This is a genomic window from Sorangium aterium, assembly GCF_028368935.1.
In the GTDB taxonomy this organism is placed as follows: Bacteria; Myxococcota_A; Polyangia; order Polyangiales; family Polyangiaceae; genus Sorangium; species Sorangium atrum.
In genome coordinates this window covers 1,368,201-1,394,321 of sequence record NZ_JAQNDK010000001.1, presented here as the reverse complement: position 1 = coordinate 1,394,321, position 26,121 = coordinate 1,368,201, and the positions used below count along the sequence as shown (strand labels likewise).

The following is a 26,121-nucleotide window of genomic DNA, read 5'->3' as shown; positions in this document are numbered from 1 at the left end:
GGGCCGCCCCGCCGTCGGCGGCAATGGCGTTCGTCCGGCATTGCCGTCGTCTCGGAGCGAGCCATGGAAGGAAGTCCTGTTCGGGTGAGTTTCGTCGCGGGTTCCGCCGGGGAGTGGCGGGTCGAGCGGATGATCACGGTGCGAGGCGAGGGGTTACCCGCGGCGCCGCGGCTGCAGCGCATCGAGGGGAGCACCTTCGTCGCGCCGCCGGAGGCGGCCTGGGTGCTGAGCGGCGTGAGGAGCAACGAGCGTTATGTCGAGCTCGAGGAGAGAAGGCGCCTCATCGCCGTTCAGGAAGACCTCGGCCGGGCGTCGAGCGCGCAGGCGGCGCTGATCCCGCTCAGAAAATCGAAGGCGTGGTGGGCGCTCGCGCAGGACGAGCGGCGGGCCATCTTCGAGGCGCGGTCGCGCCATATCAAGATTGGCCTCGACTACCTGCCGGCCGTCGCAAGGCGGCTCTACCACAGCCGGGACCTCGGCGGCCCGTTCGACTTCCTGACCTGGTTCGAGTTCGCCGAGGGCGACGCCGGCGCCTTCGACGAGCTCGTGGGCAGGCTGCGCGAGACGGAGGAGTGGGCCTACGTGGAGCGGGAGGTCGAGGTGCGCCTGTCGCGCGCATAGTACGGAGTCGGCTCGCGACGGCCGACCGGTCTTTGCGATCGTTCTCGCCTCGAGGTCTGCTGCACCCCGAGCGCGCCGACAAAACGAAGAAGGCGCCCAGGTCGCCCCGGGCGCCCTCCACGCTGTCGCGATCACTCGCAGGCGTTCGTCGTCGTGTTGCACGTGGCGGGCGAGGTGCAGCTCGAGTCGTCGTTGCACTCGACGCACGTGCCTGCCGCGAGCCCGCCGCCGCACACCGTCCTGCCGGGCAGGCCGTCGGGGGTGCAGTCGGTGCCCGCCGGCGCCATCGTGAAGCTCGGCGTGGCCGGCGTGCCCGTGCACGCGGCGTCCATCAAGCAGACGGTCGCTGACACCGGGACATCGTTGACGTCTTCGTCCGGCGTGATGCCGCCGGCGCCGTTGCACACGAGCTGCTGGCAATCGCCCGGTGTCTGCACGGACGGCACCACCGTGCCCGCTGCGTAGCGCTGGCAGGCGCCTGTACCGTCGCAGAACCCGTTGGTTCCGCACGACGCCGCGCCCGCGTCCGGGCACTCGTCGTCCGGATCGCCGCCGGCCGCGATGTAGCCGCAGGCGCCGTCGACGCCGCTGAGCTTCTTGGCCGCGGAGCACGCCTGGCAGGCGCCGGTGCACGCCGTGTCGCAGCAGACGGAGTCAACGCAGCGCGCGCTGGAGCACTCGGCGTTGGTCACGCAGGGCGCGCCGTCCGGCCTGGCCGCGCAGGTGCCGCCGCTGCAGATGCCCGTTGTGCAGTCGTCCGCGACGCCGCACGTCTTCCCGACACCGCACTTGTCGCAGGCCGGAGCGCCCTGGAAGGAGGCGCCGCCGCAGTCGACGTCGGTCTCGTTGCCGTTCTGGTCGGTGTCCATGCAGCCGGGCGTCGCGCACCTGCCGGCCGTGTTGCAGTAGCCGCTCGCGCAGTCCGAACCGAGCGCGCACTCCAGGTCGTCGGCGCAGGGCGCGCAGCCGGAGCCGTCGTCGATGCCGCCGCAGTCGACGTCGGTCTCGCCGCCGTTCTGCAGGCCGTCGGTGCACGACACGTTGACGCACGCGTGCGTGCCCCCCGGATCGCAGATCTGGGGCGCGGTGCAGTCGGTGCCCGAGAGGCAGCCGACGCAGGCGCCGCTACCGTCGCAGACCTTGCCGCCGGTGGTGCACCTCGTGCCAGCGGTCTTCGGTGAGCTGCCCGGAGCGCCGCCCGGGCACGTGCCGACGTTGCATTCGTCGTCGGCCGGCTTGTCGGTGTCGTCGCGGATCGACGTCGTGCCGCCTCTGCCGTCGCAGACCTGCTGCTTGCAGTCCCCCGCCGCCTGGCCCGCCGTCGTGACGGTGCCGTCGGGCACGTTGGTCGTGCCGCAGCACCGCGCTTCGCACGTGGCCTTCACGCACTCCGTGGCCGGGGCCGGGCAATCGCCGATCGTGTCGCACGGTGTCGCGCCGCCGGGGCATGCCATTGCGCCACCAGTGCCGTCCGAGCCGCCGGTGCCTTCCGAGCCGCCGGTGCCGCCCGAGCCGCCGTTGCCATCCAAGCCGCCGGTGCCTTCCGAGCCGCCGTTGCCGCCCGAGCCGCCGTTGCCATCCGAGCCGCCGTTGCCGCCCGAGCCGCCGGTGCCTGACGACGAGCTGGCGCTGCTGCTCGTCGTCGTGCCGCCTCCGGAGCCACCGGTCCCGCCGGCGCCGCCAGCGCCGCCCGTGTCGGAGATCCGGCTGCGATCGACGGCGACGATGAGCTCGCAGCCTGTCAGGTTCACCGTGAGCGTGCCCGCAGCGAGCACCAACGCAGGGAGGAATGTCGTTTTCTGGTTCATGCCAACAAGCACATTGGCCAGGGGCCAGACCTGACCTGGGGCCGAGCCTACAGCAAGAGGCCCAAGGAATCGCCGGTTTTCTCTGACGAGTCGAATCGGTGAAGTCTGGCGCCGCTCGATCGCGCGTTGTCCGCGGGGCCGAGCTCCGCGTCCGGTGCGCCGTGCTGGAGGCGGCCGGTTGAGCCCACATCGGGCCACAGCGGAAGAGGACCCAGCCGCCCGGGAGGCATGGACCCAACGCGGGCCCGACCGCCGAGGCCGAGATGGAAGAGCTCGCGCCGGGCGCCTCGTCCCCTCGAGAGGGGACGCGGCCGGATCGCGCCCTTGACCGCCGCCCGTTCATGAGTAAATAAACATTTACCTGATGCCGGCAGACGAGAAAAAGGAGACGCGGCGGGCGCTCCTCGACGCCGCCGCCGAGGAGTTCGCGCGGCATGGGCCCGAGGGGGCCCGCGTGCACGCCATCGTGCGACGCGCCCGGGTCAACGAGCGCATGATCTACCATCACTTCGGGAGCAAAGATGGCCTCTACCGCGCGGTCCTCGAGGACCAGTGGTCCGGCCTCATCGAGGGGTGGCGGCCGGCGCTCGAGGCGTCGGCGGCGCTCGAGCCGCGCGAGGGGCTCTGGCGCGCGTTCACGATGTTCTTCCGGCTGCTCCTCTCGCGCCCGCTGTGCATGCCGCTCGCGATGCACGAGGCGATGAGCGGCTGGCAGGCCGCGCCGCCCGCGACGCTCGCGATGCTGCCATCGCAGCTGCGCGATCTCTACGAGCGAGGTCAAGCCAGCGGGGTGTTCCGGCAAGACTGCGATTTCGAGCTCCTTTATTGCACCGTCGTCGGGGCGCTGGCCGGGATCGGCATCTTCGGGCCGCGCTTCTCGGACCTTCGGGCGCGCCTCTCGTGCGATCTCGAGCTCGCCGCGCGCCTCGGCGAGCAGACCGTGAGCCTCGTGCTGGATGGCGTGACCACGCCTGGGTGGGGCGGCCGCGCGGGCGCCGGAGAGACCACGTGACGTGAGCCTCGTTGATCCGCCGTCGCCCGCAGGTAGTCGCTGATCAATCGTTGTCAATCGATCGTTTCTCAACAAGGAGAGCGCGTATGAACGTCGATGTCGTCATCGTGGGCGGCGGTCCGACCGGCTTGATGCTGGCCTGCGAGCTGCGGCTGGCCGGCGTGCGCCCCGTCGTGCTGGAGCGGTTGCCCGAGCCCACGGGGCTCTCCAAGGCGCTCGGCCTCGGCGGGCGCGCCGTGGAGATCCTCGACCACAGGGGCCTTCTCGATCGCTTTCGCGCGGAGCAGAGCGCCGCAGAAATGACGCGCTTCGTGCACTTCGGCGGGATCCCGCTGGCCCTCGGCGGCGACGACGCGCGCGTCTCCAGGCGCTTCCTGAGCATCCATCAGGCGCGCATAGAGGCGCTGCTGGAGGAGCGGGCGCGCGAGCTGACGACGGAGATCCGTCGAGGTCACGAGCTCATCGGGCTGGATCAGGACGGGGAGGGCGCGACCGTCGCCGTCCGAGGCCCGGACGGCGGCTACCCGCTTCGAGCGCGCTTCGTGGTGGGGTGTGACGGCGGCCGCAGCGCGGTGCGCAAGCTGTCCGGGATCGGCTTCCCTGGTCTCCCGCCCTCTCGGCTCCTGCGCCTCGCCGACGTCACGCTGGCCGAGGGCGCGACGGAGGACGGGCACCTCGTCCTCTCCGGTGGTCGCCGCGTTCGCTTCGGGCTCGGCGGGATCGCCCTGGTTCCCCTGGGAGCGGGCGTGTTTCGCGTGGTCACCTCGGAGCCGTATCCGCAGGACTTCGATCGCGACGCGCCGATGACGCTCGACGAGCTGCAGGCCAGCGTTCGCGCGGCGCTCGGCGAGGATCTGCCCGTCCGCGAGGTGCGGTGGTTGTCTCGGTTCACCGACGCCAGCCGGCAGGCGGATACGTACCGCGCGGGCCGCGTGCTGCTCGTGGGCGACGCGGCGCACATCCATCTCCCCGCCGGCGGGCCAGGCCTCACCACCGGATTGCAGGACGCGGTGAACCTCGGCTGGAAGCTGGCCGCGGAGGTCCGCGGCTGGGCGCCGTCGGGGCTCCTCGACACCTACCACGCGGAGCGGCACCCCGAGGGCAAACGCGTGATCATGCACACCCGGGCGCAGGGCGCGCTGATGATGCGGGACGAGCGCGTCGCCGCGCTGCGCGAGCTGGTCGGCGAGCTGCTCAAGCACGAGGAGAGCCTGCGGTATGTCGTCGAGATGCTGGACGCGGCCGACGTCCGTTACGAGATGCCGACCGAGCCCGGCGAGCAGCATCCGCTGCTCGGGCGATGGGCGCCGGACGTCCCGCTGACGACGCAGAAGGGGGAGACGCGGGTCGCGCAGCTCATGCACGGGGCCAGGGGCGTGCTGCTGGATCTGACCGGCGGCGCCGCGCTCGGCGGCGTGGCTGCGCCCTGGGGCGATCGCGTGGACGTCGTGAGCGCGCGCTGCGCAGCGCTGCCGCGCCCGGCGGAGGCGATGCTGATTCGCCCCGACGGCTACGTGGCCTGGGCGGCCGCGGCAGGCGAGCCCGAGGCCTCCGCCCACCGCCGGCTGCGCCGCGCGCTCACCGCGTGGTTCGGCGCGGCCTGCGGCAGCTCGGTCGCGGCTTGAGCCGGCGGCGTGCAGCGCCGGCGCAGATCCGGTAGAGGGCATCGCCCATGGCCGAGCCGTCCGAGACCCCTTTCGATCTGCTGGGCGGCGAGCCGGCGGTGCGCCGGCTCGTCGAGCGCTTCTACGACCTCATGGGCCGCGACGAGCCGGCGCTCGCGCGCCTCCACGTCTGCGACGAGGGCGGCCAGGTCGCCCGCGAGAGCCGCGATCGATTCGCGCTCTTCCTGATCGGCTGGCTGGGCGGGCCGCAGGACTACATCGCGGCGCACGGCCACCCGCGGCTGCGGATGCGCCACGCCCGCGTCCCGGTCGACGTGGCGATGCGCGACGCCTGGATGCGCTGCATGCGGGCCGCCATGGCCGAGCTCGACGTGCCCGCGCCCCTCCGCGCCTTCCTCGACCAGCGCTTCGCCGAGGTGGCGGACTTCATGCGAAACCGTCCAGGCTGACGGGAAGCGCCGCCCGGCGCGGCGCGCGGGGCCGCGCGCGTCTCGACGCCCCCATCGCTCCCCAATTTTCCGTACGATACGTCGTCCGCTCTCGTGAGGTCGCGCGAGACGCCTGCCGTCGGCGCACGGGGATCCGCTGCGCCAGGCAGGCCTGCGACGCCTGGAACCCGTGCGGGGAACGATGTCCCAACTCGACGAGCACCCGATGACCAAGCCCACTCCGCCGGACGGAGGGCGCGCGCTGCGGCAAGGGAGCGCCCGCGTCGGTGATGCGCCGGATCGGCAGGGGCCGCGAAACGGGCAGCGCAGCCCGTGGCCATGGCTAAGGCGCTTCCTTGGCGAGCTGCATCCGCGCGTTCGGCGGCTCCTGGTGCCCTATTGCCTGATCGTCGCGGCGGTGCTTTTCAGAGTGCCGCCGAAGCTCGTCACTCCGGTCATCGAGCAGCGCGGCGCGCTCGCCAGCGCCGCGGCGCACGCGGTCCCGATCACCTTGGTCTTCTTGCTGTCCATGGCGCCTCAGGCGTTTGTCCTGTGGGGCTTCTTCCGGCGCCCGCTGCAGGATCCACCCCCAGCAGCGGGCTCGAGCCGGCTCAAGCGCATGAGCCGCGGCGGGCTCTTGATCGCCGTCGGTCTGCTGGTCAGCACGTTCCTCACCGTATGGGGGGTGGCGCTGTGGTACGCGGTCCACGGGAACGAGCACACCAACCTGCTCTACAAGGCGGGTTGCTCGTTCATCGTCTTCCTCATGCTGATCCTCGGCACGCTGCTGACGATCCTGCAGTCGTGGGAGTCCTCCGAGAGGCCCTCGAGGGACGAGGCCGTGTACCCCGACATCGGTCGGCTTCGCGCGCTCGAGGCCGAGTGGATCCAGGCGCGGCGCCGCGCGGCGAACCTGAAGCACGAGGCCGCGGGCGACGGCGATCCGCGCGGCGCGCACGTCATCGGGCTATCGCTCTCCGGCGGAGGCATCCGCTCGGCGACCATCTGCCTCGGCTTCCTGAAAGGGCTGGCCACGATCCCGACGAAGAGCGGTGAGGTGATCCTGAGGTACGTCGATTACATGAGCTCCGTGTCCGGCGGCGGCTGGGCGGGGGGCGCGCTCACGGCCCGGACGTCCGGCCCTCGCCCGAAGGGGGACGCCGAGCGCGAGCGCCGCTTCGACCCGCTGGAAGCCGCCTCATGGAACCGCCTCCTCGACAGGATCCGCCTGCGAGGCGATTACCTCATCCCCGGCGGAATCGGCCTCACCGCCAACACGCTCCAGCCGCTCATCATGATCTTCGTCGGCGCGATCGCCAATGCGCTGTCGCTCCTCACCGCCGGGTTCGCGGCCCTCGTGTTCCTCCACCACTCGAGCGCGAGGTCGCCGAAGGCGTTCCTCGCGCGCGTGGTCGAGTACGGCGTGACCACGGTCGTCTGCCACCTTGACGGGGCGCGATCCCTCTTCTTCACCACGGCCTCCGTGGACCCGGGCACGTTGCCTGGCGCGATCGCGAAAGATCTCCCGGTGCTCGACCTCCTCGTGTTCGTCGTGGCGTTGGTAGGGGGTGTCCTTCTCGCCGCCCTGCTCGTCATGTATCTCGGGATCCTCTTCTCGTGGCCGTCCGTCCACGAGGCGGGGACCTGGCTCGCCGCTCGCGCGGCGCTGCTCGTGGTGCTCACGTGGGGCTCTCTGCTCGCGCTGCGGGCCGATCCCCTGCTCACCCTCCTCGCGCTGTGCGCTGCCCTGGCCGTCGCGCTCGCTGTCCTGCTGAGTCGCCTGAAACGCGAGCAGCTCCTCGCGGTCATCGGGGTCGTCGTCAGCGGACAGGTGTTCGCGCTCAGGTTCACGGATCTCTACGATGTCGTGAAGGGCGTCACGTCGGCATGGGCGAGCATGCTTCAGTGGCTGCTCTTCGCGCCGATCGAGTTCGCTCGGTCGATCGATGGGCTCGTCCATGTGCCTGTCCAGCAGGACCCGATGAAGGTCGTCGAGCTGACGTTCGGGGCGACGCTCTGCCTGGTGTTCATCGGGCTCAGCTTCCTGACGTCGAGGAACTACGCGGGCATCAACAGGTTCTGGGGCAACCAGATCCGCCGTGCATACCTGTCGCTGCCTGGCGACTCCGACCGAGCGGCCAGCGATTCGCCTTCTGCCTGGCCGCTCGCCGCGTTGAGGCCCTCAAACAAGCCGCGCGTCGAGAGGACGTACGCGGCGGACCCGGCGCCCTGGAACCTGGGCGGGCCGCACCGCGGCGCGCCGCTCCACGTCGTGACCGCCACGGTCAACACCCCCGGTTCGGACGACCCGGTCCTCTACAAACGGGGCACCGCGCGGTTCGAATTCAGCCCCTACGCCGTCGGCGGGCCCGCGACCGGGTGGGGGCCGGCCGAGGCCTATGGCGACGCGCTCACCCTGGCCCATTCGATCGCCATCAGCGCTGCAGCCGTGAACAGCCAGGGCGGCACGCTGATCCCGCGGTGGGCGCGCGTCGTCCTCACCCTGCTCAACTGCGGTCTCGGGGTCTGGGTCCGGAACCCGCGCTTTGCGAGGCGCGCCGGCAAGCAGCTCGTGCTCTTCCGGCGGTGGGCGCACTTCTGGAGCGCCTATCACGTCAAAGAGATCTTCGCGCGGAACAAGGAGAGCGACACGCTGGTCTTCGTCTCCGACGGCGGTCACCACGACAACCTGGGACTGACCACGCTCGTCGAGCGGGAGTGCGAGCTCATCCTGTGCATCGACGCCGGCGCCGATCCCGAGTGGACGTGCGACGAGCTCGCGAAGGCGGCGCGGATCCTGCGCGTGGACCGCGGGCTCGACTTCGAGCTGAAGCGCGAGGACCTGGAGCGCGTTCGCCCGAAGGATCCGCGAGGCGCCTGGGAGCAGCGCACCCCACGCACGCCGATCCTGGTGGGGAAGTTCAAGCGGGATCCGGGCGCGATGACCGAGCCGGCCAAGGAGGTCACGGTGGTCTACGTGAAGGCTGGCCTCTTGCCCGGACTGCCGCTCGACGTCCAGCGTTACGCGGAGTCTTACCCCGAGTTCCCACACCAGACGACCGCGGATCAGTTCTTCGACGAAGCCCAGTTCGAGGCGTACCGGCTGCTCGGCGAGGCGCTCGCTCGCGAGGTCGTGTGCACGCTGGACGACGTGACGACGAGCGCGGGCAAAATATGGGCGAGCACCGTGGAGGATCTTCGCCCCGAGCCCCGCGCCGTCGGACCCGGCGACGTCGCTGGCCGCGTCGCTCCGGCTTGAGCGCGGCGAGCGTTGGCCGTGGCCGGCGCGCTCGATGGCCCCTGGAGCTGCGCGGCGTGGACGCATCGCGTAGGCGTGGATGCGTCGCGCAGGCGTGGACGCGTCGCGTAGGCGTCGCTCGGTCGCTTTCTGCGCCGTCGGCGCAACGATTTCGTGAATCCTCCACCCCGCGTCGGGGCTTCTCCGGGCGAAGGATGGAGGAGCTCATGAAAAGCAATGTGGGGAAGATGGATCGGTTGCTGCGTGGTCTCGGTGCACTTGCGCTGCTGGTGTGCGCCTGGGCGGCGCCGCTGACGCTCGTGACGCGCCTCACCGTGTTCGGTCTGTCGGGCGTGTACATGATATTTACGGCGCTCTCGGGCACGTGCTTCGGGTACGCTCTGATCGGCAGATCCACATGCCCCCTCCAGCGGAGCTGAGGCGCTGAATGGAAGCATCGAGAGCACACGAGCCGGTCTTCACGGCGGCGGCGCGCGGCGATGACGGCGCGCTGGAGCTGCTCGTCCGCGCTTACCATGACCGCGTGTACCGCTTCGGGCTGCGCGCGTGCCGCGACGCCTTCGACGCCGACGATGCGGTCCAGGAGGCCTTCACGAAGCTCGCGCGCCGCCCCGAGGTGGCGCGCGATCCGGGCGTCCTCTCCTGGCTGATGACGGTGGTCCGGAACGCGTGCCTGCGCATGCTTCGCCCCTTCGCGCAAGAGCGCGCGCGGCTGGGAGATCGGGTGGACGACATCGACGCGGTGCCCTCGGGCGATCTCGACCCTCAGGCAGCATTCGAGCGCTGGCGGCTGGTCCGCGCCGTGCATGAGGCCATCGCCGTGCTGGAGCGGCCCTATCGAGAGGTGCTCGTGCTGCGCGACGTCGAGGGGCTGACGGGCGAGGAGGTGTGCCAGATGCTCGGGCTCGGCGAGGCGGCCATGAAGAGCCGTCTGCACCGGGCGCGGCAGCTGGTGCGGCGGGAGGTCCTCCGGCAGGAGGGCGCGCCTTCCGCCTCGTGGGTGCGGGGAGGGGAGGAGAGGAGAAATTAGCCATGTTCATGAGCAGGAGCCTTGTGGAGCACTTCGCGCGTGGGGCGATCTGCCTCGCGGCCCTCGTGGCCTCGGTGCTTGTCGCGCGCGCGTCCCTCTGGCTGTCGATGGCGCTGTTGCCAGTCGCGCTCGTAGCGGTGGGCGGATGCCCGATGTGCTGGACGCTGGGGTTGATCCAGATGGTCAGCGCCAGGGCGCGAGGGGAGCACCTCGAAGAGCCGTGCGACGGCGGATGCGCCTGGGCGCCGCAGAGCCGCCGGTGAGCTAGCGCGAAGCGCTGGTCCCGGGGGCGCGGTCGGCGTATGGACACGGCCACCATGCATCGGGTGTTCATCGACGGGCAGGAAGGTACGACGGGGCTCCAGATCCGCGAGCGGCTGCAGGGCCGCCGCGACCTCCAGCTGCTCGAGATCGACCCGGACCGCCGCAAGGACCCGGCGGCGCGCCGCGCGCTGATCAACGAGGCGGATGTGCTCATCACGTGCCTGCCCGACGACGCCGCCCGCGAATCCATCGGGTGGATCGAGAACCCGAGGACGCGCGTCATCGATCCGAGCACCGCGCACCGCACGGCCGACGGGTGGGTGTACGGCTTCCCGGAGCTCCGCCCCGGCCAGCGCGAGGCCGTCCGCGGCGCGCGGCGCGTCGCCGTCCCCGGGTGCCACGCGACCGGGTTCCTCGCGCTCGTGGCGCCGCTCGTCGAGCAGGGGCTCCTTCCCAGGGACGCCCGCGTGATCGCGCACTCGCTCACCGGCTACAGCGGCGGCGGGCGCAAGATGATCCAGGCCTACGAGCAGGCCGACGGGGCGCGCCGCGAGCAGCTCCGCGGCCCGCGCCCGTACGGGCTCACGATGCAGCACAAGCACCTGCCGGAGATGCAGGCGATCGCCGGCCTCGACAGGTCGCCCCTGTTCCAGCCGGTCGTGGGCGACTTCTACAAAGGCATGCTCGTCTCGGTGCCCCTGTTCGCGGACGCCCTGGCGCGGCCGGCGACGCCCGCCGCGGTCCACGAGCTCTACGCGTCCTATTACGCCGGCGAGCCGTTCATCCGGGTGATGCCGCTCGGCGGCCAGGGCGCGCTGGAGGACGGCTATCTCGGCGCGCTGGAGTGCAACGACACGAACCGACTCGACGTGTTCGTGTTCGGCAAGCCGGACCAGATCCTGGTCGTGGCGCGCCTCGACAACCTCGGCAAAGGCGCCTCCGGCGCGGCGGTGCAGAACCTGAACCTGATGCTGGGCGCGCCGGAGGCCACCGGCCTCGACTGAGCGCCACCCGGGTCACCCGGCGCGCGTGTAGAGCCGCGGCGCCGAGCTCTCGAGGGCGGCGATCAGGCGCTCCGCGGCGTCGGCGAACGCGCGCCGGAACGCGATCCGCCAGGGCCGGCGGAGCGGGCCGCTCGAGAGCCGTTTGACCACCAGGTCGCCGCTGCTGAGATAGGCTTCCGCCACCCATTCCGAGAGGGTCGCGATCCCCATCCCGGCGCGCGCCGCGTCGACAACGGCCTCCGTGAGCGGGAACCGCAGGAGCTCGATCTTGGGCCGCTGCCGTCCGAAGACGGCGCTCATGAACCAGCGCGCCTCGGCCGGCGTCGCGTTCGGCGTGATCAGCGGGCCCTCGCGGAGGTGGTCGCGCGTGAGCGAAGCCCGCCCCGCGAGCGGGTGCGAGGTCGAGAGCACGAAGATGATCTCGTCCGAGAAGAGCGGCCGCTCCACGAGCGCGCAACCCGCCTCGCGGTCGCTCGGCAGGGACGACGTGGTGAGCAGCGCGACGTCGATGTCCCCCCGGACGAGCGCGGAGACCGGATCGTGGGTGTGCTCGACCGCGAGCACGATCTCGAGGCGGGGCAGCCTGCGCCGGAGGCTCGTCATCGCGGAGGGCAGCCAGCGGTACGCCGTGTAGCACTCGCACACGAGGCGGACGCGCGTCGTCGCGGCGACCGGCGCCGCGACCTCTCGCTCGAGCTCCCGGAGCTGCGCGAGGACGAGCCCGGCCCCCGCGATGAGCCGCTCACCCGCGGCCGTCGGCGTGACCCCGCGCGCGGTGCGCTCGAAGAGGAGCGCGCCGACCCGCTCCTCCGCCTGGGCGAGCGCCCGGCTCACGGCGGACTGCGTGATGTGCATCGCCGAGGCGGCGCCGGCCGTGCTCCCGGCGGCCGCCAGCGAGAGCACGAGCTCCAGATCGCGGATCTCGAGCTGAGGCCGCGGTCCGATGGCAGGAGGCGCAGGGGGAGGCGGTATGCGTGACACGCATAGACCCTATCACGACGATGCGTTGGACGCACAGCCCCGCGAGGCGCACCTTGAGCGCCGTCAGGAGGTTTTCATGAAGCTCTATTTCGCTCCGCTCGCATGTTCTCTCGCCACGCGCATCGCCTTGTACGAGGCCGGCGCGGAGGCCTCGTATGTGGAGGTCGACCTGAAGACGAAGCGGACCGTGGGGGGCGCCGATTACCATGCGATCCACCCGCTCGGGTTCGTCCCTGCGCTCGAGATCGAAGGAGGCGAGATCCTCGCCGAGAACGCGGCGATCCTTCAGCTCGTGGCGGATCGGTTCCCGAAGGCGGAGCTCGCGCCGCGGGATCCGCTCGGCCGGGCGCGCCTCCAGCAGTGGCTCGGCTTCATCGGGAGCGAGCTCCACAAGGCGGTCTACAGCCCGCTGCTGAACAAGACGGCCGCGCCCGAGGTCAAGGCCTATGCGCTGGCCGGGGCGCCGCGCCGCCTCGGCTGGGTGGCCGAACGGCTCGAAGGGCGGGAGTTCCTGCTCGACCGCTTCTCGGTCGCCGACGCGTACCTCTTCGCGGTGCTCAACTGGTCCGTGGTCACGCCGATCGACCTGAACTCCTGGCCGGCGCTCGCCGCGTACCATGCGCGCCTCCACGGACGTCCCAGCGTGGCGCGCGCCTTCGCCGAGGAGCGGGAGGGCTACTTCCGGGAGCAAGCGCGGCACGCGAAGGCCGCCGAGGCCGTCGACGCGCCGGCGCCGAACGGTTGACCCGAGCGGATCGCGCCCGGCCCGCCCGGCGAGGGGCGCGCCGGGCGCGGCGCGATCTCGGAACGGCCCGGGCGACGATGGCGTGTGATGCGAGCCGACAGCGGGGGATGGGCTGCGAGAGGAGGCGATGGCAGGCGCGAGGCGATGCGGGCGACGAGAAGCGGCGAGGCGATGGCCGGGGGGCGCGACGGCCGCGATGAATGATGGCGGGGGATTGCGCAACTAACCATAGATGGCTGACGGCCGGAGGCTGACGGCTGACGGCCGGCGACGCACGACCTACGCCCCACGGGCAACGGGGCAACGGGGCAACGGGGCAACGGGCAACGGCCGCGCGACGTTATGGATCGCTCACGAATCTCGCTTCTCACGCGCGGCCGGCTCTGATACGAGGGTCATTATGAGACACTTGCGACAACTCTTCGTATGTTCGGTCCTGGCCATTGCTGCGATCCCGGTCGGCTGCACGGCGGCCGCGCCGGACGACGCCGAGCAGGAGTCGGATGTCGGCTCGCTCAGCCTGGCCCTCGTCGGGAGCAGCTCCTCGGGCGCGACCTACCGCCTGTCCCAGGCACGGTTCGATATCTACGGCCCGACGGTGCGGACCATCTACGGAGGGAGCGACGCGCCGGTGCTCACGGAGGTGCTGCCGGTCGGTGGCTACAACGTATTCCTCCAGCCGGGCTGGGTCCTCGAGCGATCGACGGGCGTCGGCTTCCAGCCCGTCTCGGCGTCCCTCACGTCGGCGAATCCGGTGGGGGTCTTCATCGGCGAAGGCACGACGACGACCGTGGCGTTCCAGTTCCGGGCAGACAGCGATGTCATTTCCGTCGGGCATGGAAGGATCGACATCGTCATCGGGGTCGACGACACGCCGCTGTACGAGAACACCGATGTGGCCTGCAGCAACGGCTACGATGACGACGGGGACGGTCTCGCGGATTGTTCCGATCCGGAATGCCAGGGGTATCCGTTCTGCGCGCCGGTGGGTGAGGACACCGATTGGGAGTGCAGCAACGGCTGGGACGACGATGGGGACGGCCTCCCGGATTGCTCCGATCCGGACTGCCAGGGGTATCCGTACTGCTCGCCGGTGTACGAGAACACCGATGTGGCCTGCAGCAATGGCTATGACGACGACGGGGATGGCCTCGCGGATTGTTCCGATCCGGAATGCCAGTGGCAGCCGTACTGCGTGCCGGTGGGCGAGGACACCGATTGGGAGTGCAGTAACGGCTGGGACGACGACGGGGACGGCCTCCCGGATTGCTCCGATCCGGACTGCCAGGGGTATCCATACTGCTCGCCGGTGTACGAGAACACCGATGTGGCCTGCACCAACGGCTACGACGACGACGGGGATGGCCTCGCGGATTGCTCCGATCCGGACTGTCAGTGGCAGCCCTACTGCGCACCGGTGCGCGAGGACACCGACTGGACGTGCAGCAACGGCGCCGATGACGACGGGGACGGCTTCGCGGATTGCGCTGATGCGGACTGCCAGTCGCAGCCGTACTGCGCACCGGGGCTCGAGAACACCGATTGGGCGTGCAGCAACGGCTATGACGACGACGCGGACGGTCTCGCGGATTGCTCCGATCCGGACTGCCAGGGGCTGTTCATCTGCGCGATATGAGGCCTCGTCATCGAGGATTTCGAGGACGGCGATTTCCACAGCGCCCCGCCGTACGCCAGCGGCATCCCGCCGTTCACGGGGCCCTGGGTGACGTGCAACGACGGGACCATCCTGCCGATTGACGTGCTCCCCGTCGCGGGGCCTTAGCTCGACGGCGCTCGCGGCGCCGCGCGCGGGGTCAAGCGCTGCATGCAGTGCATCAGGCCGGCCCGCAGGTTGGCCTTGGTCACGATGGCGCTGAGGTCGAGACCCAGCGTCACCATCGTCTGCGCCACGGTCGGGCGGATGCCGCAGATGATGCCCTCGGCGCCGAGCAGCTGGATGGCCCGCACGAGCTTGATCAGGTGATCGGCGACCTTCGTGTCCACCATCTGCACGCCGGTGAGGTCCAGGACCGCGAAGCGCGCCCCGCGGCTCGCGATCGCGTCGAGCAGGCTCTCCATCGCGTCGGCCGTCCTCGCGCTGTCGACGACGCCGATCATGGGCAGCGCCAGCACGCCGTCCCATACCTCGATGATCGGCGCCGCGAGCTCGCGGATGACCCGCTGCTGGGCCTCGATCACGTCGAGCTTGGTCTGGAGGGCCTGCTGCGCGCGCTGCGCCTCCGTCACGTCGAGCGAGAACCCGAGGACAGAGCTGACTTGCCCGGTCGTCTCCCCGAGGGGGAGAATCCAGCTCTCCCAGACGCAGCCATGGGCCTCGGCCAGCCCGTGCACATGGTCACCGGCCAGCGCGCGCGTGATGGCGCCCATGGCGTCGCCGTAGAGCTCGAAGATGTTCGCCCCGACGTGCTGCCCAGGCCGATGGCCGCTGGCCTCGAGCCCCTTGCCTTCATGGTAGAGGTACGTTCCGTCGGGATCGACGGCCCACACCGCTATCGGAAGAGCGTGGATCAAGGCGCGGAGCATCCTGTCCCGGGCCCTCAGCTCAGTCAGCTCGTCGAGCGCGCCATCGCCAGTCGGCGCGTCACGGAACGAGCCGTAGACCAGCCCATCCTGGCGCGCGCCGCGCACCACGCACGAGAGCGGTTTGTAGCTGCGCTCCGCGCTCATGACGCGGCCGTGGACATGGACGGGGGCGGTGCTTCCCCGCACTTGCTCCCACCTCGTGGTGAGCGCGCCGCGGTCCTCCGGGTGGAAGAGCTCGGTCAACGGGGTTCCGTGCGCGAGCGCTGGGCCGATCGTCTGCCCCAGCGCGTCGCTCCATCGCAGCAGCGCGCCGTCGCCCCCGGCGACGAACAGCATCTCCGTAGAGTGTGCGATAAAGTCATCCAGCGAGCTCAGTGCTCCGTTTGCGTCAGCCATCGTGTTCCCCTCCGCAACCGGACAGGCATACCGGGATTGCGCATCACAAGGTAGATCGATGACCGCACACGAATAGTAGGGCGCAATCCGCGACGCGCACGAAGGCATGGCCTTAATCCAATCGTCGGAACGCACGAGGGGGACATACAGCATCGGACCACGCTCGCCGCGCGATCTCCGGTGATCCGTACGACCGGTACGTACCGGTTCGTCCGCGTCGGAGCGGCTCAGCCGCCGGAGCCGGCGTCGCCGGTGGGAATGCCGAGCAGATAGAGCTTCTTCGCCCTCCCGCCGGTCACTCCCTTCTCCCATCGGTAATCTTCACTTCGGAGCCCGCTCAGCAGCTCATCCAGATCATCGAGCGTGTAGGTCCTCGCGTTCGAGACCGCGCCATCCCATGCGAAGCACAGCGGGATGATCGGCACGATATAGGTGAAGACGAGCTGCCGCAGGGTCATGGGCCTCGCAAGGGGCGTGATGAGGAGGCACATCACGAAGTTGATCGGGAGGGCGAGCCACCCGAGGAACATCGGATGACTGTTGTCGCTGATCTCGAAGATACAGATCGGCTGCCTGCTCTTCTGGGCCGACTCCAGTATCTTCCTCGCGCCGTCCGGCCTCATGTGATGAAAGCTGCTGACCATCGTCCTGAGACCCCTGAGACCCGCGAGGCCCGCGACGCCCGCGGAACCAGGCGTCTCCCCGTCGATCTTCGTGGCGTCCACCGGGCTCGTCTGGTAGGACACGTTGCTCCCTTTTTGGTTGTTGATGAGCTCCGCCGCCTCCTTGCTCGGGTACAGGTCCGTGAGTGTCAGCTGGATGTCCTCGAACCCGGGCCTCTCGCGCAGGATCCGCACGACGTCGATCATCGGCCCGCCGCTCCCGGAGCAGAGGTCGATGATGTTCGATGTGTTCGACTCCTTCAATGCTCTGGCGATCAGCTCGGACAGCGCCTCGCTCGTGCCAAGCGCCCTGTGCATGACCACGATCAGGCGAGTCATGCAGGCCCGTAGCCACCCGGGAAACCAGCTGAAATCCTCTATCTCGAACAGGTGTATGCGCTTCATTCGCTCCTCGGGGTCGTGCGGCCTGGCCGCGCGCAGCCGCGCGGGTCGAGCGCTGGCTCCGTCGTACGGCCGGTCGTCTCTCCGGCTGCCCGCTCGGATCGAGCCTAATCGATTTTGCTCTACCGCGCGATGGCATGGAGGTGCGGCGTGAAGCGCATGATCTTCGAGATGGAGACCGCGGACCCGGATGACTTCATGACGCTGCTCTGGCTCGCCGATCACCCCGACGTCGAGCTGCTCGGCGTGCTCGTCACGCCCGGCTCCGAGGATCAGTGCCGGCTCGTCCGCTGGGGTCTGGATCGCTGCGGGCGGCCGGAGGTCCCGATCGGCGCCCTGCACGGCCCCGCGTGGTGGGCGACGAGCGAGGGCAAGAAGGCGCGGGTCTCCGGCTTCCACAAGGCGTGCTACGGCCCCGGCATCCTGGAGCACCCGGTCGGCGAGGTCGCGGGCGGCCCCGCGCTGCTCGCCGAGCTGCTCCGCGATCCGGACGCCACGGTGCTCGTCGGGGCCGCGCCCAAGAACATCGGCAAGGCGTTCAAGGACGCCCCCGGGCTCCGGCTCGCTCGCTGGGTCCAGCAAGGCGGCTTCGCGGGGGACAACCTGGTCGCCGAGCCGCTCGAGAAGTTCCGCGGGCGCCTCACCTGCCCGAGCTATAACCCCGGCGGCGCGCCCCGGGAGACGCTCGCGCTGCTCGCCTCACCGCAGATCGGAGAGCGCAGGTTCGTCTCGAAGAACGTCTGTCACGGGGTCGTCTACACCGAGGCCATGCGCGAGGCGCTGGGCCGCCGGGTCTCCGGGCGATCGCCGCGGAGCGGCCTGACGGGGATGATCGACGCGCTCGGTCGGTACCTGGCAGACAAGGGCGTCGGCAAGGCGATGCACGATCTCGTGGCGGCCGCCTGCGCGCTCGACGAGCGCGTCTGCGACTTCGTCGAGGTCGAGATCTACCGCGAGAAGGGCGAATGGGGGGCGCGGGCCATGGAGGGCACGAACACGCGCATCTCGGTCGCGTTCCACGAGGAGCGCTTCCTCGACGTGCTCGCGCGCTGAGCCGCCGGCGGAGCCCGCGTCACCGGGCTGCGCAGGCCTTGCGGAGGGCGCGCGCCCTGTCGATGCACGCGGCGAGGGCGTCCTCGGGGGGCTCGTCCGGGCACGCGGCCTCGAAGGCGCGGATGGCGTCGCGGAGCCCCCCTGCGCCGCCGACGCCCAGATCGAGCTTGTGCTTGTGGTCGTCGTCGTCACCGCCGGCGAGCAGGAGCGTTCCGACGACGGCGCCCACGACGACGACGCCCGTGACGACGCCCGCCACGATCACGCCCGTCTTGCCGTCCACGTCCGGCGGCTCCGCGTCCGGGAGCGACGGCGTGCCCACCGGGGGCGGCTTGGCTTCGAGGCCCGCGGCGAGCGCGGTGGTGGCGATGCCGCCCGCGAGCCCCAGGCCGCCGATGACGAGGCTCGACAGCGTGAGCGCGCTCGGCCCCGCGTCCGCGCGCGCGCTCACGCTGGCGGAGAGGCGCACCTGCGCCGCGTTGCACGCGGCGTAGGCGTCGAGGCGGTGGATCTCGAGCGACGCGCGGGGCGCGGTCTCGGGCGGCAGCTTCGCCGCGAGGATGATGTCGTCCGCCGATCGCCGGAACGTGAGAGGTGCGAGCGGCTCGGGGGCGGCCGCGGGCGGCGTGGAGGCCTTGCCGCAGCCGGCCAGTCCACACGCGATGAGCAAGAGCGTCGTGCAGGAGAGGGCATGATCGCGCCTTTGGGTCATACAGCCACGCTACGCCGATCGAGCGCGGCTTCGTCGAGCGAAATTGGCTCGTCGCAGATCGGAACGACCGCCGGCGAACGGGCTGAGCCTGGATGACAACGTGGTGGGGTCGACGCGTCGAGGAGCGGAAGGTGCGATATGTGCAGGCCTGTTGGCCGTCTCGAACGTGAGCTCCACCGCGTGTGTTAAGATACCACCCCTGGCGGCCGGCCTCGCGTTTCGCGGGAAGATGCCCGGTCACGGCGAGGGTCTTCGCAGGATGGGATTCGAGCGGGCGTTGCGCGAGGTCAGCAGATGAGCACGGCCGATCGCCGGCGGCCGGCGGATGTCCTCGAGGCGCTCCTCCGGGAGCCGCAGCGTCGCGCGCTGTGGCACGCGTCGGTCAGAGCGCTCATGCCGTTCGGCCGCGGTCCGGTGCCCGCCGAGCTCTCGGCCGACCTTCTGGTGCGGGCTCTCGGCCTGCGACGTCCTGCCGAGGGGTACGACGAGAAGCTCTATGCACGTCTGGACGTCGCGCACCTGCGCGGCCACGTTGCGCGAACGCTCGGGAGGATGGGCCGTCGCGCCGCCGTCGCGGTGCCGGTGCTCGTCGAGACGCTGCGCGAGCCGCTCGGGGAGCGGTGCTCGCCCATGTGCTGCTCGGCCTCGTCCGTGCGTCACGAGCAGATCCTCGCCCGGGTCAGCGTGCTCGATGCGCTGCGCCGGCTGGGCCCGCAGGCGGGGAAGGGCGTGCCGGCCGACGTCGTGGCGGCGCTCCTCGCGCCGGCGTCCCGCAGGATCGCCCTGAGCGCGGCGGAGCTCCTCGCGCGACATCCGGAGAGCGCGCTTCACCACCGCGCGGCGCTGCTCGAGGCGCTCGAGCATCCGTACCCGCCCGTGGTCGAGGCGGCCGCGCGCGGGCTCTCGCGGGCCGCCCCGAGCGCCGCGCGCGAGGCGGTGCGTCCTCTGACGACGCTGCTCCGACACGAGCAGGGCGGCGTGCGGCGCGCCGCGATCCGGGCGCTCGTCGCGATGCGCGCGGGCGCGAGGGGAAGCGAGATCGCGCGGGCGGAGGAGCGTTTCGTGTGGCTCGCCGAGCGCGATCCGGACGCCGCCGTGCGGGCGGTGGCCCGCCGCGCTCTCGGGTCGCTCGAGGGCCCGTCGGGGGTCGACGGTGGCTAGGACTTCCGCTCGCGGCGCGCGCGCTCGTTCTCCATGTTGGCCTGGATACGGAGCGCCTCCGAGCCCGGCTCCCTCTGGGCCCCTCGATGGCTGGCGGGAGGTGTCGGCTCATCACGGGGTGAATGCCCGCAGCAGCCGATCGCGCTGCGCCCGCAAATAGCGGATGTCCTCTTCGTACAACGCAGGGTGCCCGGCCGCGATGTGCGCCTGAGATGCCGTGTCGCCGGCCGCGGCCCGCGCGCGCATGGAGGCGAGCAGCGCCGCCAGCCGGTCGGCCACGGTGTCGAGCAACAGGGGCCCGGGCGCGAAGCCATAAGCGCGGCAGAACCGAGCTGCGCGCCGCGCCTGGTCCTCGGGGCTGCCGGCGCTGTCCGGGTTGCTCGGCGCGTGCAGCGGCGCGAAACGATAGACAGCGTACGCCACGTCCCACACGCGCGGGCCCGGATGAGCGGTATCGAAATCGATGAAGCCGACGACCCGGCCGTCGCGGACGACACAGTTGTAGGGCGCGAGGTCGCCGTGACAGATCACCTCGGCCGGTGGGCGAGGCGGGAGCTGCCACCGGTCGTCAGGCTCCGACACGAACGTCGCGCTGGCGTCGTGGAACCGGCGCAGCAGGGTGGCGGCGGACGCGAGGAGCTCGGGAGTGCGCAGCTCGGCCGGGAGCGGGTTGTGTACATCGCCATCGAGGTACGACAGCACCTCGTTCCCCTCGTCGTCGCACCCGAGCGGCTCCGGCGCCGCGTCGAAGCCCGCCGCGCGGAGGTGCCGCAGCAGCCGGTGGATGGCAGGCGTGGCCGCCGTCGCCGGCCGGTAGACCCTGTCGCCGCGCCGGCGCACGGTGTTCACGCCGCCCTTGAATACCTGCTCGTCGACCATCCAGCCTCGGCGCGCTACGTCGGGAGGAGGAGCTCCTCGAGGACGGTGGTCAGCTCGTCGACCCTCACCGGCTTGGTCAGGTACCGGTAGAACCCGGCCTGCTCGGCGCGGCGGGTATCCCGGGCCATCGCCGCCGCGCTGAGCGCGATCACGGGGATGTCGCGCGTCTCCGGCCACTCTTCGAGCTTGCGCATGGCCTCGTAGCCGCTCATCCCGGGGAGGTTGATGTCCATGATGACGACCTCGGGTTGACGCGAGCGCGCGAGCTCGATGCCGATCTCGGCGTTCGGCGCGGTGATCAGGTGGACACGCTCGAACTCGGAGATGAGCTCCTCCATGAACGCGATGTTCGACGGGTTGTCTTCGACGTACAGGACCGAATGACGGACGCCGCCGGGCCCGGCGAGCGGCGACGCCTCCAGGCGCGCGCCCGCCTGCGCCGGGGCGGCGACCGCCGGCGGCTCCTGGTGCGCCGGGAGCTCGATCCAGAACTCGGACCCTTCGCCCGGGATGCTGGCGAAGCCGACGCCGCCGCCCATGAGCTCCGCGAGCCGCTTCGTGATGGCGAGGCCGATCCCGGTCCCCTCGATCGGGCCCGTCTCCTGACCGGCGCGCTGGAAGGGCTGGAAGATCTTCGCGTGCTGCTCCTGGGGGATGCCGATGCCGTTGTCGATCACGCAGATCTTCACGACCCCGTCCTCCGGCATCGAGACCGCGATCGTGGCGCGGCCCCCCCTGCGGCCGTACTTGATCGCGTTCGAGCCGTAGTTCATGAGGATCTGCGCGAAGCGCGTGCGATCCGCCGTGATCTTCGGGAGCTCCGCGGGGAGGGGCGCGAGCGCGATCTCGATCCCGGCGCGCTGGGCCATCGGGTCGAGCGTCGTCTTCACCTCGGCCAGCACCTCGGGGACGTTCACCGGCTCGATCGACACAGTGACGCGGCCCGCCTCGATGCGCGAGAGGTCCAGGATGTCGTCGATGAGCTTGAGCAGGTGCTCGCCGCCCTTGAGGACGTGCTCTATCCGCTCCTTCTGGCGATCGGTGAGCGGCGTCTTCCTGTCGCGGTGCAAGAGCTGGGCGAAGCCGAGGATCGCGTTGAGCGGCGTGCGGAGCTCGTGGCTCATCGAGGCGAGGAACTCGCTCTTCGCGGAGCTCGCGGCCTCGGCGATGCCCCGCGCCTTGCGGAGCTCCTCCTCGCGCTGCACGTCGCCGGTCATGTCCCAGAGGGTGCACACGGTCCCGCCCTCGGCCGTGCGGCGCTCGGTCGCGCGCAGGCTGCGCCCGTCGCTCGTGCAGAGATCCAGCGTGCCATTCGGCTCCGCGTGGTACGCGAGCATCCTCTCGCGGAGGGCGGCCGGAGGCTCGCCGCCGAGGGCGAACAGCCCCGCGGCGAGGCTCTCGCCGAGGATCTCATCATAGCTCCGCCCGACCATGGGGCCGTCCACCCGCGCGCCGAGCCAGTGCCGGTACACGCTGTTGCAGAGCGCGAGCCGATCCTGCGCGTCGAACACGGCGAACGCGCCCTGGAAGCTCTCCACCGCGCTCCGCAGGAGGTCGCTCGTGCGTTGCGCCACGGCCTCCAGGCGCTTGCGGTCGCCGATGTCGCGGATGGCGCTCGAGAAGAGGGTGCCCCCCTCGGTCGCCAGCGGGCTGAGGCTGATCTCGACCGGGAACTCGCTGCCGTCCCTCCGGCGGCCGAACAGCTCCAGCCCCGACCCCATGGGGCGCGCCCTGGGCGCGGCGATGAACGCCGAGCGGTTCGCGACGTGAGACCGCTGGAATCGCTCCGGGAGCAGGATCTCGATCGCCTGCCCGATGAGCTCGCCGCGCGTGTAGCCGAACATTCGCTCGGTCTGGACGTTGACGAACACGATACGTCCCTGTTCGTCGACGACCACCATGGCGTCGGGCGCCGCGTCGATGAGCAGGCGGAACGTGCCGTCGTCGAGCTGGCGAGCGCCAGGTGCCTGGGGCGCCGGCTCGGGTGCAGGCAGGCGCTCGGCGGAGGAGATTTCATGGGTCATCGGGGAACCTCACACAGAACACGGCGCCAGGCGCGTTGTCCTCGATCCGGATGGTCCCGCCGTGCGCCTCGACGGCCATCTTGCAGAACGCGAGCCCGAGGCCGCGGCCGGCGCGGTGGAGGGCTGGAGCGTCGCCTCCGAGCTGGACGAAGCGATCGAACACCTGCTCGCGCAGCTCGGCGGGGATGCCCGGCCCCGCGTCCGCGACGCGGATCTCCACCTCGGCGCCGCGCTTCACGGCGCTCACGGTCACCGCCGTCCCGGGCGGGGCGTGGACGATCGCGTTCTCGAGGAGGTTCTCGATCGTGCGGCGGAGCAGGTCCGGGTCGGCCCGGACGGCGGGCGCCTCGACGGTCTCGCGCAGGGAGATCGAGCGGGAGCTCGCGCGCAGGTCGAGCGCGGCGAACACCTCGAGGACGAGCGCGCGGAGATCGACGCTCGCTCGCTCGGGGGCGAGCCTCCCCTCCTCGCTCTTGCTGATGTCGAGCAGGTTGTAGATGAGCCGCAGCAGGGCGCGCGCCTGGTCGCGGATGTGCCGCGCGGAGTCGCGCGCCTCCTCCGGGAGCGCGCGGTCCCGGAGCAGGAACTGCGCGTGCAGGTCCATGCTGCTGACGGGGTTCTTCAGATCGTGCACGACGAACGCCGTGAGCCGCTCTTTCTGGAGCTGGAGGCGCATCAGCGCGTCGCGCTGCTGCCGGACGAGCTCGACGTGGTCGCGCAGCTCCGCGCCGAGCCGCCGCAGCCGCAGGGCGGCCTGCACCCGCACGAGCAGTTCCGACGGGCGGATCGGCTTCGTCAGGAAGTCGTCGCCCCCGGCGCGAAGCGCGCTATCGAACGTGTCGACGTCGCGGAGCGCCGTCAAGAACACGATCGGCGTGCTCGCGCCCTCGGGCAGGCTGCGGAGCCGGGAGCACACGGCGAACCCGTCCATCCCCGGCATCCGCACGTCGAGGAGCACGCAATCCGGCTTGTGGCGCTCGAATTGCTCGAGGGCCTCCTCTCCCGTGACGGCGAGCACGACCTCGTAGCCGTCGTCCTCGAGCGTGGCCTGGGCGAGCGCGCGGTTCTGTTCGTTGTCATCGACGACCAGCACCTTGGATCTCGGCTCGTGCTGTTCCATGCGCCCTCGGCTACGGGCGCAACGTTACATGAGCGGCAACGGCCCTACCATAGCGTTCAGGTCATGGTCGTCGCTGGACGGCGCCCCGATGCTGTCGTGACAGTGCCAAGATTGCCGTATTTGCCCGTTCTCCGCGCGAGGCGCTACGTCAGCGTCCCGTTACATCGTTTCCCTCGTGGCCTCTGGTCACGCCGGCTCCGCGAGGGAGGGAGTGCGGCGCAACGCACCGAAAGGAGGCTGTCATGAACATCATTCGTCGCCAGGAGAACAAACTGGCTCTGTCAGGAGCCTCCTTGGATTGGAGTCCCTGGAACCTCATGATGTCGGCGCGTCGTTCTCGGACAACCGCCTCACCGTGAGCGGGAAGCGCGAGGAGGAGAGACGTGAGGAGAAGGAGGCGTATTGCTCGTTCGAGCGGGCGCCGCGCGGAAGGCGCCTCACCCGTTCGGGGCCACCGGGTGGCCCTTGCGGCGACCTCCTGCGCGCGGGGCGCCTAGGTCGGGCCTCGACGCAGCGACGCGCCATGCGACGCCGGAGGGACGCTCCACGCTGCGCCCGCCCGCCGGAGGCCGGAGCACAGAGCTCTCGCCGGTTTGCGACGCTCGGGGCCCTGGGCTGCGCCGGGCTCCCCGTGTACGCTCTCCGTGGATTTCTCATGTCGACATGCCCTACGTGCCGAACCGAGCATGCGGACGGCGTCGCTGCCTGCGCGACGGACGGCGAGACGCTCGCGGCGGAGCCCGCGCCGCCTGGCGCCGATCCGGAGCTCGCGCCGGGCACGCCGGTCGGCGAGTACCGCGTCGAGGCGAAGATCGGGGCGGGGGGCTTCGGCACGGTCTACCGCGCGATCCACCCCGTCATCGGCAAGGCGGCGGCCATCAAGGTCCTGAGCCGCCAGTGCTCCGCGAACCCGCAGCTCGTCTCCCGCTTCATCGCGGAGGCGCGGGCCGTGAACCAGATCAGGCACCGCAACATCATCGACATCTTCTCGTTCGGCGCCCTCGAGGACGGCCGGCACTACTACGTGATGGAGCTGCTCGAGGGGATGACCCTCGACGCCTACCGCCGCAAGCGCGGGCGCCTCCCGCCCGCGGAGGCGCTGCCCATCCTCGTCAAGATCGCGCGCGCGCTCGACGCCGCGCACGCCGCGGGCATCGCGCACCGCGATCTCAAGCCCGAGAACGTGTTCCTGGTCTTCGACGAGGACGGCGCGATCTTCCCGAAGCTGCTCGACTTCGGCATCGCCAAGCTGCTCGGCGAGTCCTCGGGCGCGGTGCACAAGACGCGGACGGGGCACCTGATCGGGACGCCGCTCTACATGTCCCCCGAGCAGTGCCGCGGAAAGAACGTCGATCACCGGACGGACATCTACTCGTTCGGGATCCTCGCGCACGAGCTGCTCGCCGGCGCGCCGCCGTTCGACGCCGAGAACGCGTTCGACCTCCTGATCAAGCACACGTCGGAGGCGGCGCCCCCCGTGTCGACCGTGGCGACGCACCTCTCGCCGGCGCTCGACGCGCCGCTGCTGCGGATGCTCGAGAAGGACCCCGCGAGCCGCCCGGCGTCGCTGCTCGAGGCGACCGTGGCGCTCGTGGAGGCCGCGCGCGGCGCGGGGTACGAGCTGCCCGGGGGCCTGCTGCGGGCGAGCGACGCAGCCGTCGGGCGCGGCGCCGGCGAGGCCGCCGCGGGGCGCCGCGCGCGCGCCGCGGCCGCGGCGCCGCTGGACGCTGGGCTCGCACCGACGCAGCGCGGTCCCGTCGCGGAAGCGAGCTCGGGGCTGCACGGGAACGAGACGCTCCTGCAGGGATCGCTGCCGGGCAAGCTGGAGAGCACGCCGGCTGCGGCGCCGCGGCGGAGGGCGGCGCTCGCCGCGGCCGCCGTCCTCGGCGTCGCCGCGGCCGCGGCGCTCACGCTGCACTTCGGGCACATGCACCTCGGGCACGGCGAGCCGGCGGCCGATGCGCCGCGCGCGCGCGCGTCGGCCGCAGCGGAGTCGGCCGCGCTGGTCGCCCCGGTCCTGCCGGCTTCCGCCGTCGCCGCGGCCGCGCCCGAGTCGGCCGCGCCGCCTCCGTCGCTGGAGGCGACCGCCGCGACCGCGCCCGCGGCGAGCGCCGACGCGGCGCCGCCCGACGTCGAGCTGCGGATCCAGGCGACGCCGAAGGAGCTCGAGGTGTGGAGCGAGGGCAAGCTCGTCGGCAAGGCGCCGGGGCCGCTGCGCCTGGCGCGCGGTCGCGCCGTGAAGCTCACCTTCAAGGCGCCCGGGTACCAGGACCAGGCGCAGGAGGTCCCGGCCGAAGCGGACGGCGCGCTCACCGTGGCGTTGAAGAGGGCGGCGTCGACCGCGCGGGGCGCCGTCAGGAAGGGCGACCTGGAAAACCCGTTCCAGTGAGC

The 26,121-nt window shown here is 71.2% G+C and carries 22 protein-coding genes; 14 read left to right on the top strand and 8 right to left on the bottom strand.

What is annotated here, in order from left to right:
* The first annotated feature begins 84 nt into the window (after window positions 1-84).
* Window positions 85-621: a chlorite dismutase family protein gene (locus POL72_RS05090; RefSeq protein ID WP_272093876.1), complete on the top strand. Its 537-nt coding sequence runs from the start codon at window positions 85-87 to the stop codon at window positions 619-621.
* 131 nt (window positions 622-752) lie between these two features.
* On the opposite strand, the gene POL72_RS05085 is transcribed toward POL72_RS05090, so the two are convergent.
* A complete protein-coding gene (locus tag POL72_RS05085; RefSeq protein WP_272093875.1) occupies window positions 753-2,429 on the bottom strand; it encodes a hypothetical protein in 1,677 nt (558 codons plus the stop codon).
* A gap of 364 nt (window positions 2,430-2,793) precedes the next feature.
* On the opposite strand from POL72_RS05085, the gene POL72_RS05080 reads away from it, so the two are divergent.
* From POL72_RS05080 to argC, 8 genes are all read left to right on the top strand, one after another.
* Entirely contained in the window at window positions 2,794-3,441 is a 648-nt protein-coding gene (locus POL72_RS05080; protein WP_272093874.1) for a TetR/AcrR family transcriptional regulator, read from the top strand.
* An 86-nt stretch (window positions 3,442-3,527) separates the two neighbouring features.
* Window positions 3,528-5,066, top strand: a complete 1,539-nt coding sequence (locus tag POL72_RS05075) for an FAD-dependent monooxygenase (RefSeq protein WP_272093873.1) — start codon at window positions 3,528-3,530, stop codon at window positions 5,064-5,066.
* 47 nt (window positions 5,067-5,113) lie between these two features.
* Complete coding sequence (locus tag POL72_RS05070; RefSeq protein ID WP_012237604.1) at window positions 5,114-5,515, top strand: group II truncated hemoglobin; 402 nt, start codon at window positions 5,114-5,116, stop codon at window positions 5,513-5,515.
* A gap of 205 nt (window positions 5,516-5,720) precedes the next feature.
* The gene (locus POL72_RS05065; RefSeq protein ID WP_272093872.1) at window positions 5,721-8,753 is read left to right on the top strand and encodes a patatin-like phospholipase family protein; all 3,033 of its coding nucleotides are present in this window, start codon (window positions 5,721-5,723) and stop codon (window positions 8,751-8,753) included.
* 206 nt (window positions 8,754-8,959) lie between these two features.
* A complete protein-coding gene (locus tag POL72_RS05060) occupies window positions 8,960-9,172 on the top strand; it encodes a YgaP family membrane protein (protein WP_272093871.1) in 213 nt (70 codons plus the stop codon).
* Between the two features lie 8 nt (window positions 9,173-9,180).
* A complete protein-coding gene (locus POL72_RS05055; protein WP_272093870.1) occupies window positions 9,181-9,783 on the top strand; it encodes an RNA polymerase sigma factor in 603 nt (200 codons plus the stop codon).
* Between the two features lie 2 nt (window positions 9,784-9,785).
* Window positions 9,786-10,046: a hypothetical protein gene (locus tag POL72_RS05050; RefSeq protein WP_272093869.1), complete on the top strand. Its 261-nt coding sequence runs from the start codon at window positions 9,786-9,788 to the stop codon at window positions 10,044-10,046.
* Between the two features lie 54 nt (window positions 10,047-10,100).
* A complete protein-coding gene (gene argC / locus POL72_RS05045; RefSeq protein WP_272093868.1) occupies window positions 10,101-11,051 on the top strand; it encodes an N-acetyl-gamma-glutamyl-phosphate reductase in 951 nt (316 codons plus the stop codon).
* Window positions 11,052-11,063: 12 nt separating this feature from the next.
* Here argC and POL72_RS05040 read toward each other — a convergent pair whose 3' ends face one another.
* Window positions 11,064-12,032, bottom strand: a complete 969-nt coding sequence (locus tag POL72_RS05040; protein WP_272093867.1) for a LysR family transcriptional regulator — start codon at window positions 12,030-12,032, stop codon at window positions 11,064-11,066.
* A 76-nt stretch (window positions 12,033-12,108) separates the two neighbouring features.
* Here POL72_RS05040 and POL72_RS05035 point away from each other — a divergent pair, with 76 nt between their 5' ends.
* Both POL72_RS05035 and POL72_RS05030 read left to right on the top strand, forming a co-directional pair.
* Window positions 12,109-12,777, top strand: a complete 669-nt coding sequence (locus POL72_RS05035) for a glutathione binding-like protein (RefSeq protein WP_272093866.1) — start codon at window positions 12,109-12,111, stop codon at window positions 12,775-12,777.
* A gap of 400 nt (window positions 12,778-13,177) precedes the next feature.
* The gene (locus tag POL72_RS05030) at window positions 13,178-14,413 is read left to right on the top strand and encodes a hypothetical protein (protein WP_272093865.1); all 1,236 of its coding nucleotides are present in this window, start codon (window positions 13,178-13,180) and stop codon (window positions 14,411-14,413) included.
* 143 nt (window positions 14,414-14,556) lie between these two features.
* Here the strand turns inward: POL72_RS05030 and POL72_RS05025 are convergent, their stop codons facing one another.
* Both POL72_RS05025 and POL72_RS05020 read right to left on the bottom strand, forming a co-directional pair.
* Window positions 14,557-15,717, bottom strand: a complete 1,161-nt coding sequence (locus tag POL72_RS05025) for an STAS domain-containing protein (protein ID WP_272093864.1) — start codon at window positions 15,715-15,717, stop codon at window positions 14,557-14,559.
* Between the two features lie 227 nt (window positions 15,718-15,944).
* Window positions 15,945-16,784 carry a hypothetical protein gene (locus POL72_RS05020; protein WP_272093863.1) on the bottom strand — a complete coding sequence of 280 codons (840 nt, stop codon included), beginning with the start codon at window positions 16,782-16,784 and terminating at the stop codon, window positions 15,945-15,947.
* A 147-nt stretch (window positions 16,785-16,931) separates the two neighbouring features.
* Here POL72_RS05020 and POL72_RS05015 point away from each other — a divergent pair, with 147 nt between their 5' ends.
* The gene (locus POL72_RS05015; RefSeq protein ID WP_272093862.1) at window positions 16,932-17,834 is read left to right on the top strand and encodes a nucleoside hydrolase; all 903 of its coding nucleotides are present in this window, start codon (window positions 16,932-16,934) and stop codon (window positions 17,832-17,834) included.
* Between the two features lie 19 nt (window positions 17,835-17,853).
* Here POL72_RS05015 and POL72_RS05010 read toward each other — a convergent pair whose 3' ends face one another.
* Window positions 17,854-18,546, bottom strand: coding sequence for a transcriptional regulator (locus POL72_RS05010; RefSeq protein ID WP_272093861.1), 693 nt, complete (start codon window positions 18,544-18,546; stop codon window positions 17,854-17,856).
* A gap of 294 nt (window positions 18,547-18,840) precedes the next feature.
* Between POL72_RS05010 and POL72_RS05005 the strand changes: the two genes are divergently transcribed.
* Complete coding sequence (locus POL72_RS05005; protein ID WP_272093860.1) at window positions 18,841-19,707, top strand: HEAT repeat domain-containing protein; 867 nt, start codon at window positions 18,841-18,843, stop codon at window positions 19,705-19,707.
* A gap of 111 nt (window positions 19,708-19,818) precedes the next feature.
* On the opposite strand, the gene POL72_RS05000 is transcribed toward POL72_RS05005, so the two are convergent.
* From POL72_RS05000 to POL72_RS04990, 3 genes are read right to left on the bottom strand one after another with little or no spacing between them, the layout of a single operon-like run.
* Window positions 19,819-20,586, bottom strand: a complete 768-nt coding sequence (locus POL72_RS05000) for a phosphotransferase enzyme family protein (RefSeq protein ID WP_272093859.1) — start codon at window positions 20,584-20,586, stop codon at window positions 19,819-19,821.
* Between the two features lie 14 nt (window positions 20,587-20,600).
* Window positions 20,601-22,610, bottom strand: a complete 2,010-nt coding sequence (locus POL72_RS04995; protein ID WP_272093858.1) for a PAS domain-containing hybrid sensor histidine kinase/response regulator — start codon at window positions 22,608-22,610, stop codon at window positions 20,601-20,603.
* Entirely contained in the window at window positions 22,600-23,730 is a 1,131-nt protein-coding gene (locus tag POL72_RS04990) for a hybrid sensor histidine kinase/response regulator (RefSeq protein WP_272093857.1), read from the bottom strand. The genes POL72_RS04995 and POL72_RS04990 overlap by 11 nt, the downstream gene beginning before the upstream one ends.
* Window positions 23,731-24,385: 655 nt before the next feature.
* Here POL72_RS04990 and POL72_RS04985 point away from each other — a divergent pair.
* A complete protein-coding gene (locus POL72_RS04985) occupies window positions 24,386-26,119 on the top strand; it encodes a serine/threonine-protein kinase (RefSeq protein WP_272093856.1) in 1,734 nt (577 codons plus the stop codon).
* The last annotated feature ends 2 nt before the right edge of the window (window positions 26,120-26,121 follow it).

What these genes read in the sequence shown, in the direction of transcription:
- POL72_RS05055 (WP_272093870.1), top strand. Translation starts at nt 9,181, where the DNA reads ATGGAAGCATCGAGAGCACACGAGCCGGTCTTCACGGCGGCGGCGCGC.
- POL72_RS05080 (WP_272093874.1), top strand. Translation starts at nt 2,794, where the DNA reads ATGCCGGCAGACGAGAAAAAGGAGACGCGGCGGGCGCTCCTCGACGCC.
- POL72_RS05050 (WP_272093869.1), top strand. Translation starts at nt 9,786, where the DNA reads ATGTTCATGAGCAGGAGCCTTGTGGAGCACTTCGCGCGTGGGGCGATC.
- POL72_RS04995 (WP_272093858.1), bottom strand. Translation starts at nt 22,610, where the DNA reads ATGACCCATGAAATCTCCTCCGCCGAGCGCCTGCCTGCACCCGAGCCG.
- POL72_RS05000 (WP_272093859.1), bottom strand. Translation starts at nt 20,586, where the DNA reads ATGGTCGACGAGCAGGTATTCAAGGGCGGCGTGAACACCGTGCGCCGG.
- POL72_RS05075 (WP_272093873.1), top strand. Translation starts at nt 3,528, where the DNA reads ATGAACGTCGATGTCGTCATCGTGGGCGGCGGTCCGACCGGCTTGATG.
- POL72_RS04985 (WP_272093856.1), top strand. Translation starts at nt 24,386, where the DNA reads ATGTCGACATGCCCTACGTGCCGAACCGAGCATGCGGACGGCGTCGCT.
- POL72_RS05030 (WP_272093865.1), top strand. Translation starts at nt 13,178, where the DNA reads ATGAGACACTTGCGACAACTCTTCGTATGTTCGGTCCTGGCCATTGCT.
- POL72_RS05065 (WP_272093872.1), top strand. Translation starts at nt 5,721, where the DNA reads ATGACCAAGCCCACTCCGCCGGACGGAGGGCGCGCGCTGCGGCAAGGG.
- POL72_RS05035 (WP_272093866.1), top strand. Translation starts at nt 12,109, where the DNA reads ATGAAGCTCTATTTCGCTCCGCTCGCATGTTCTCTCGCCACGCGCATC.
- POL72_RS05070 (WP_012237604.1), top strand. Translation starts at nt 5,114, where the DNA reads ATGGCCGAGCCGTCCGAGACCCCTTTCGATCTGCTGGGCGGCGAGCCG.
- POL72_RS05005 (WP_272093860.1), top strand. Translation starts at nt 18,841, where the DNA reads ATGAGCACGGCCGATCGCCGGCGGCCGGCGGATGTCCTCGAGGCGCTC.
- POL72_RS05020 (WP_272093863.1), bottom strand. Translation starts at nt 16,784, where the DNA reads ATGAAGCGCATACACCTGTTCGAGATAGAGGATTTCAGCTGGTTTCCC.
- POL72_RS05010 (WP_272093861.1), bottom strand. Translation starts at nt 18,546, where the DNA reads ATGACCCAAAGGCGCGATCATGCCCTCTCCTGCACGACGCTCTTGCTC.
- POL72_RS05085 (WP_272093875.1), bottom strand. Translation starts at nt 2,429, where the DNA reads ATGAACCAGAAAACGACATTCCTCCCTGCGTTGGTGCTCGCTGCGGGC.
- POL72_RS04990 (WP_272093857.1), bottom strand. Translation starts at nt 23,730, where the DNA reads ATGGAACAGCACGAGCCGAGATCCAAGGTGCTGGTCGTCGATGACAAC.
- POL72_RS05025 (WP_272093864.1), bottom strand. Translation starts at nt 15,717, where the DNA reads ATGGCTGACGCAAACGGAGCACTGAGCTCGCTGGATGACTTTATCGCA.
- POL72_RS05060 (WP_272093871.1), top strand. Translation starts at nt 8,960, where the DNA reads ATGAAAAGCAATGTGGGGAAGATGGATCGGTTGCTGCGTGGTCTCGGT.
- argC (WP_272093868.1), top strand. Translation starts at nt 10,101, where the DNA reads ATGCATCGGGTGTTCATCGACGGGCAGGAAGGTACGACGGGGCTCCAG.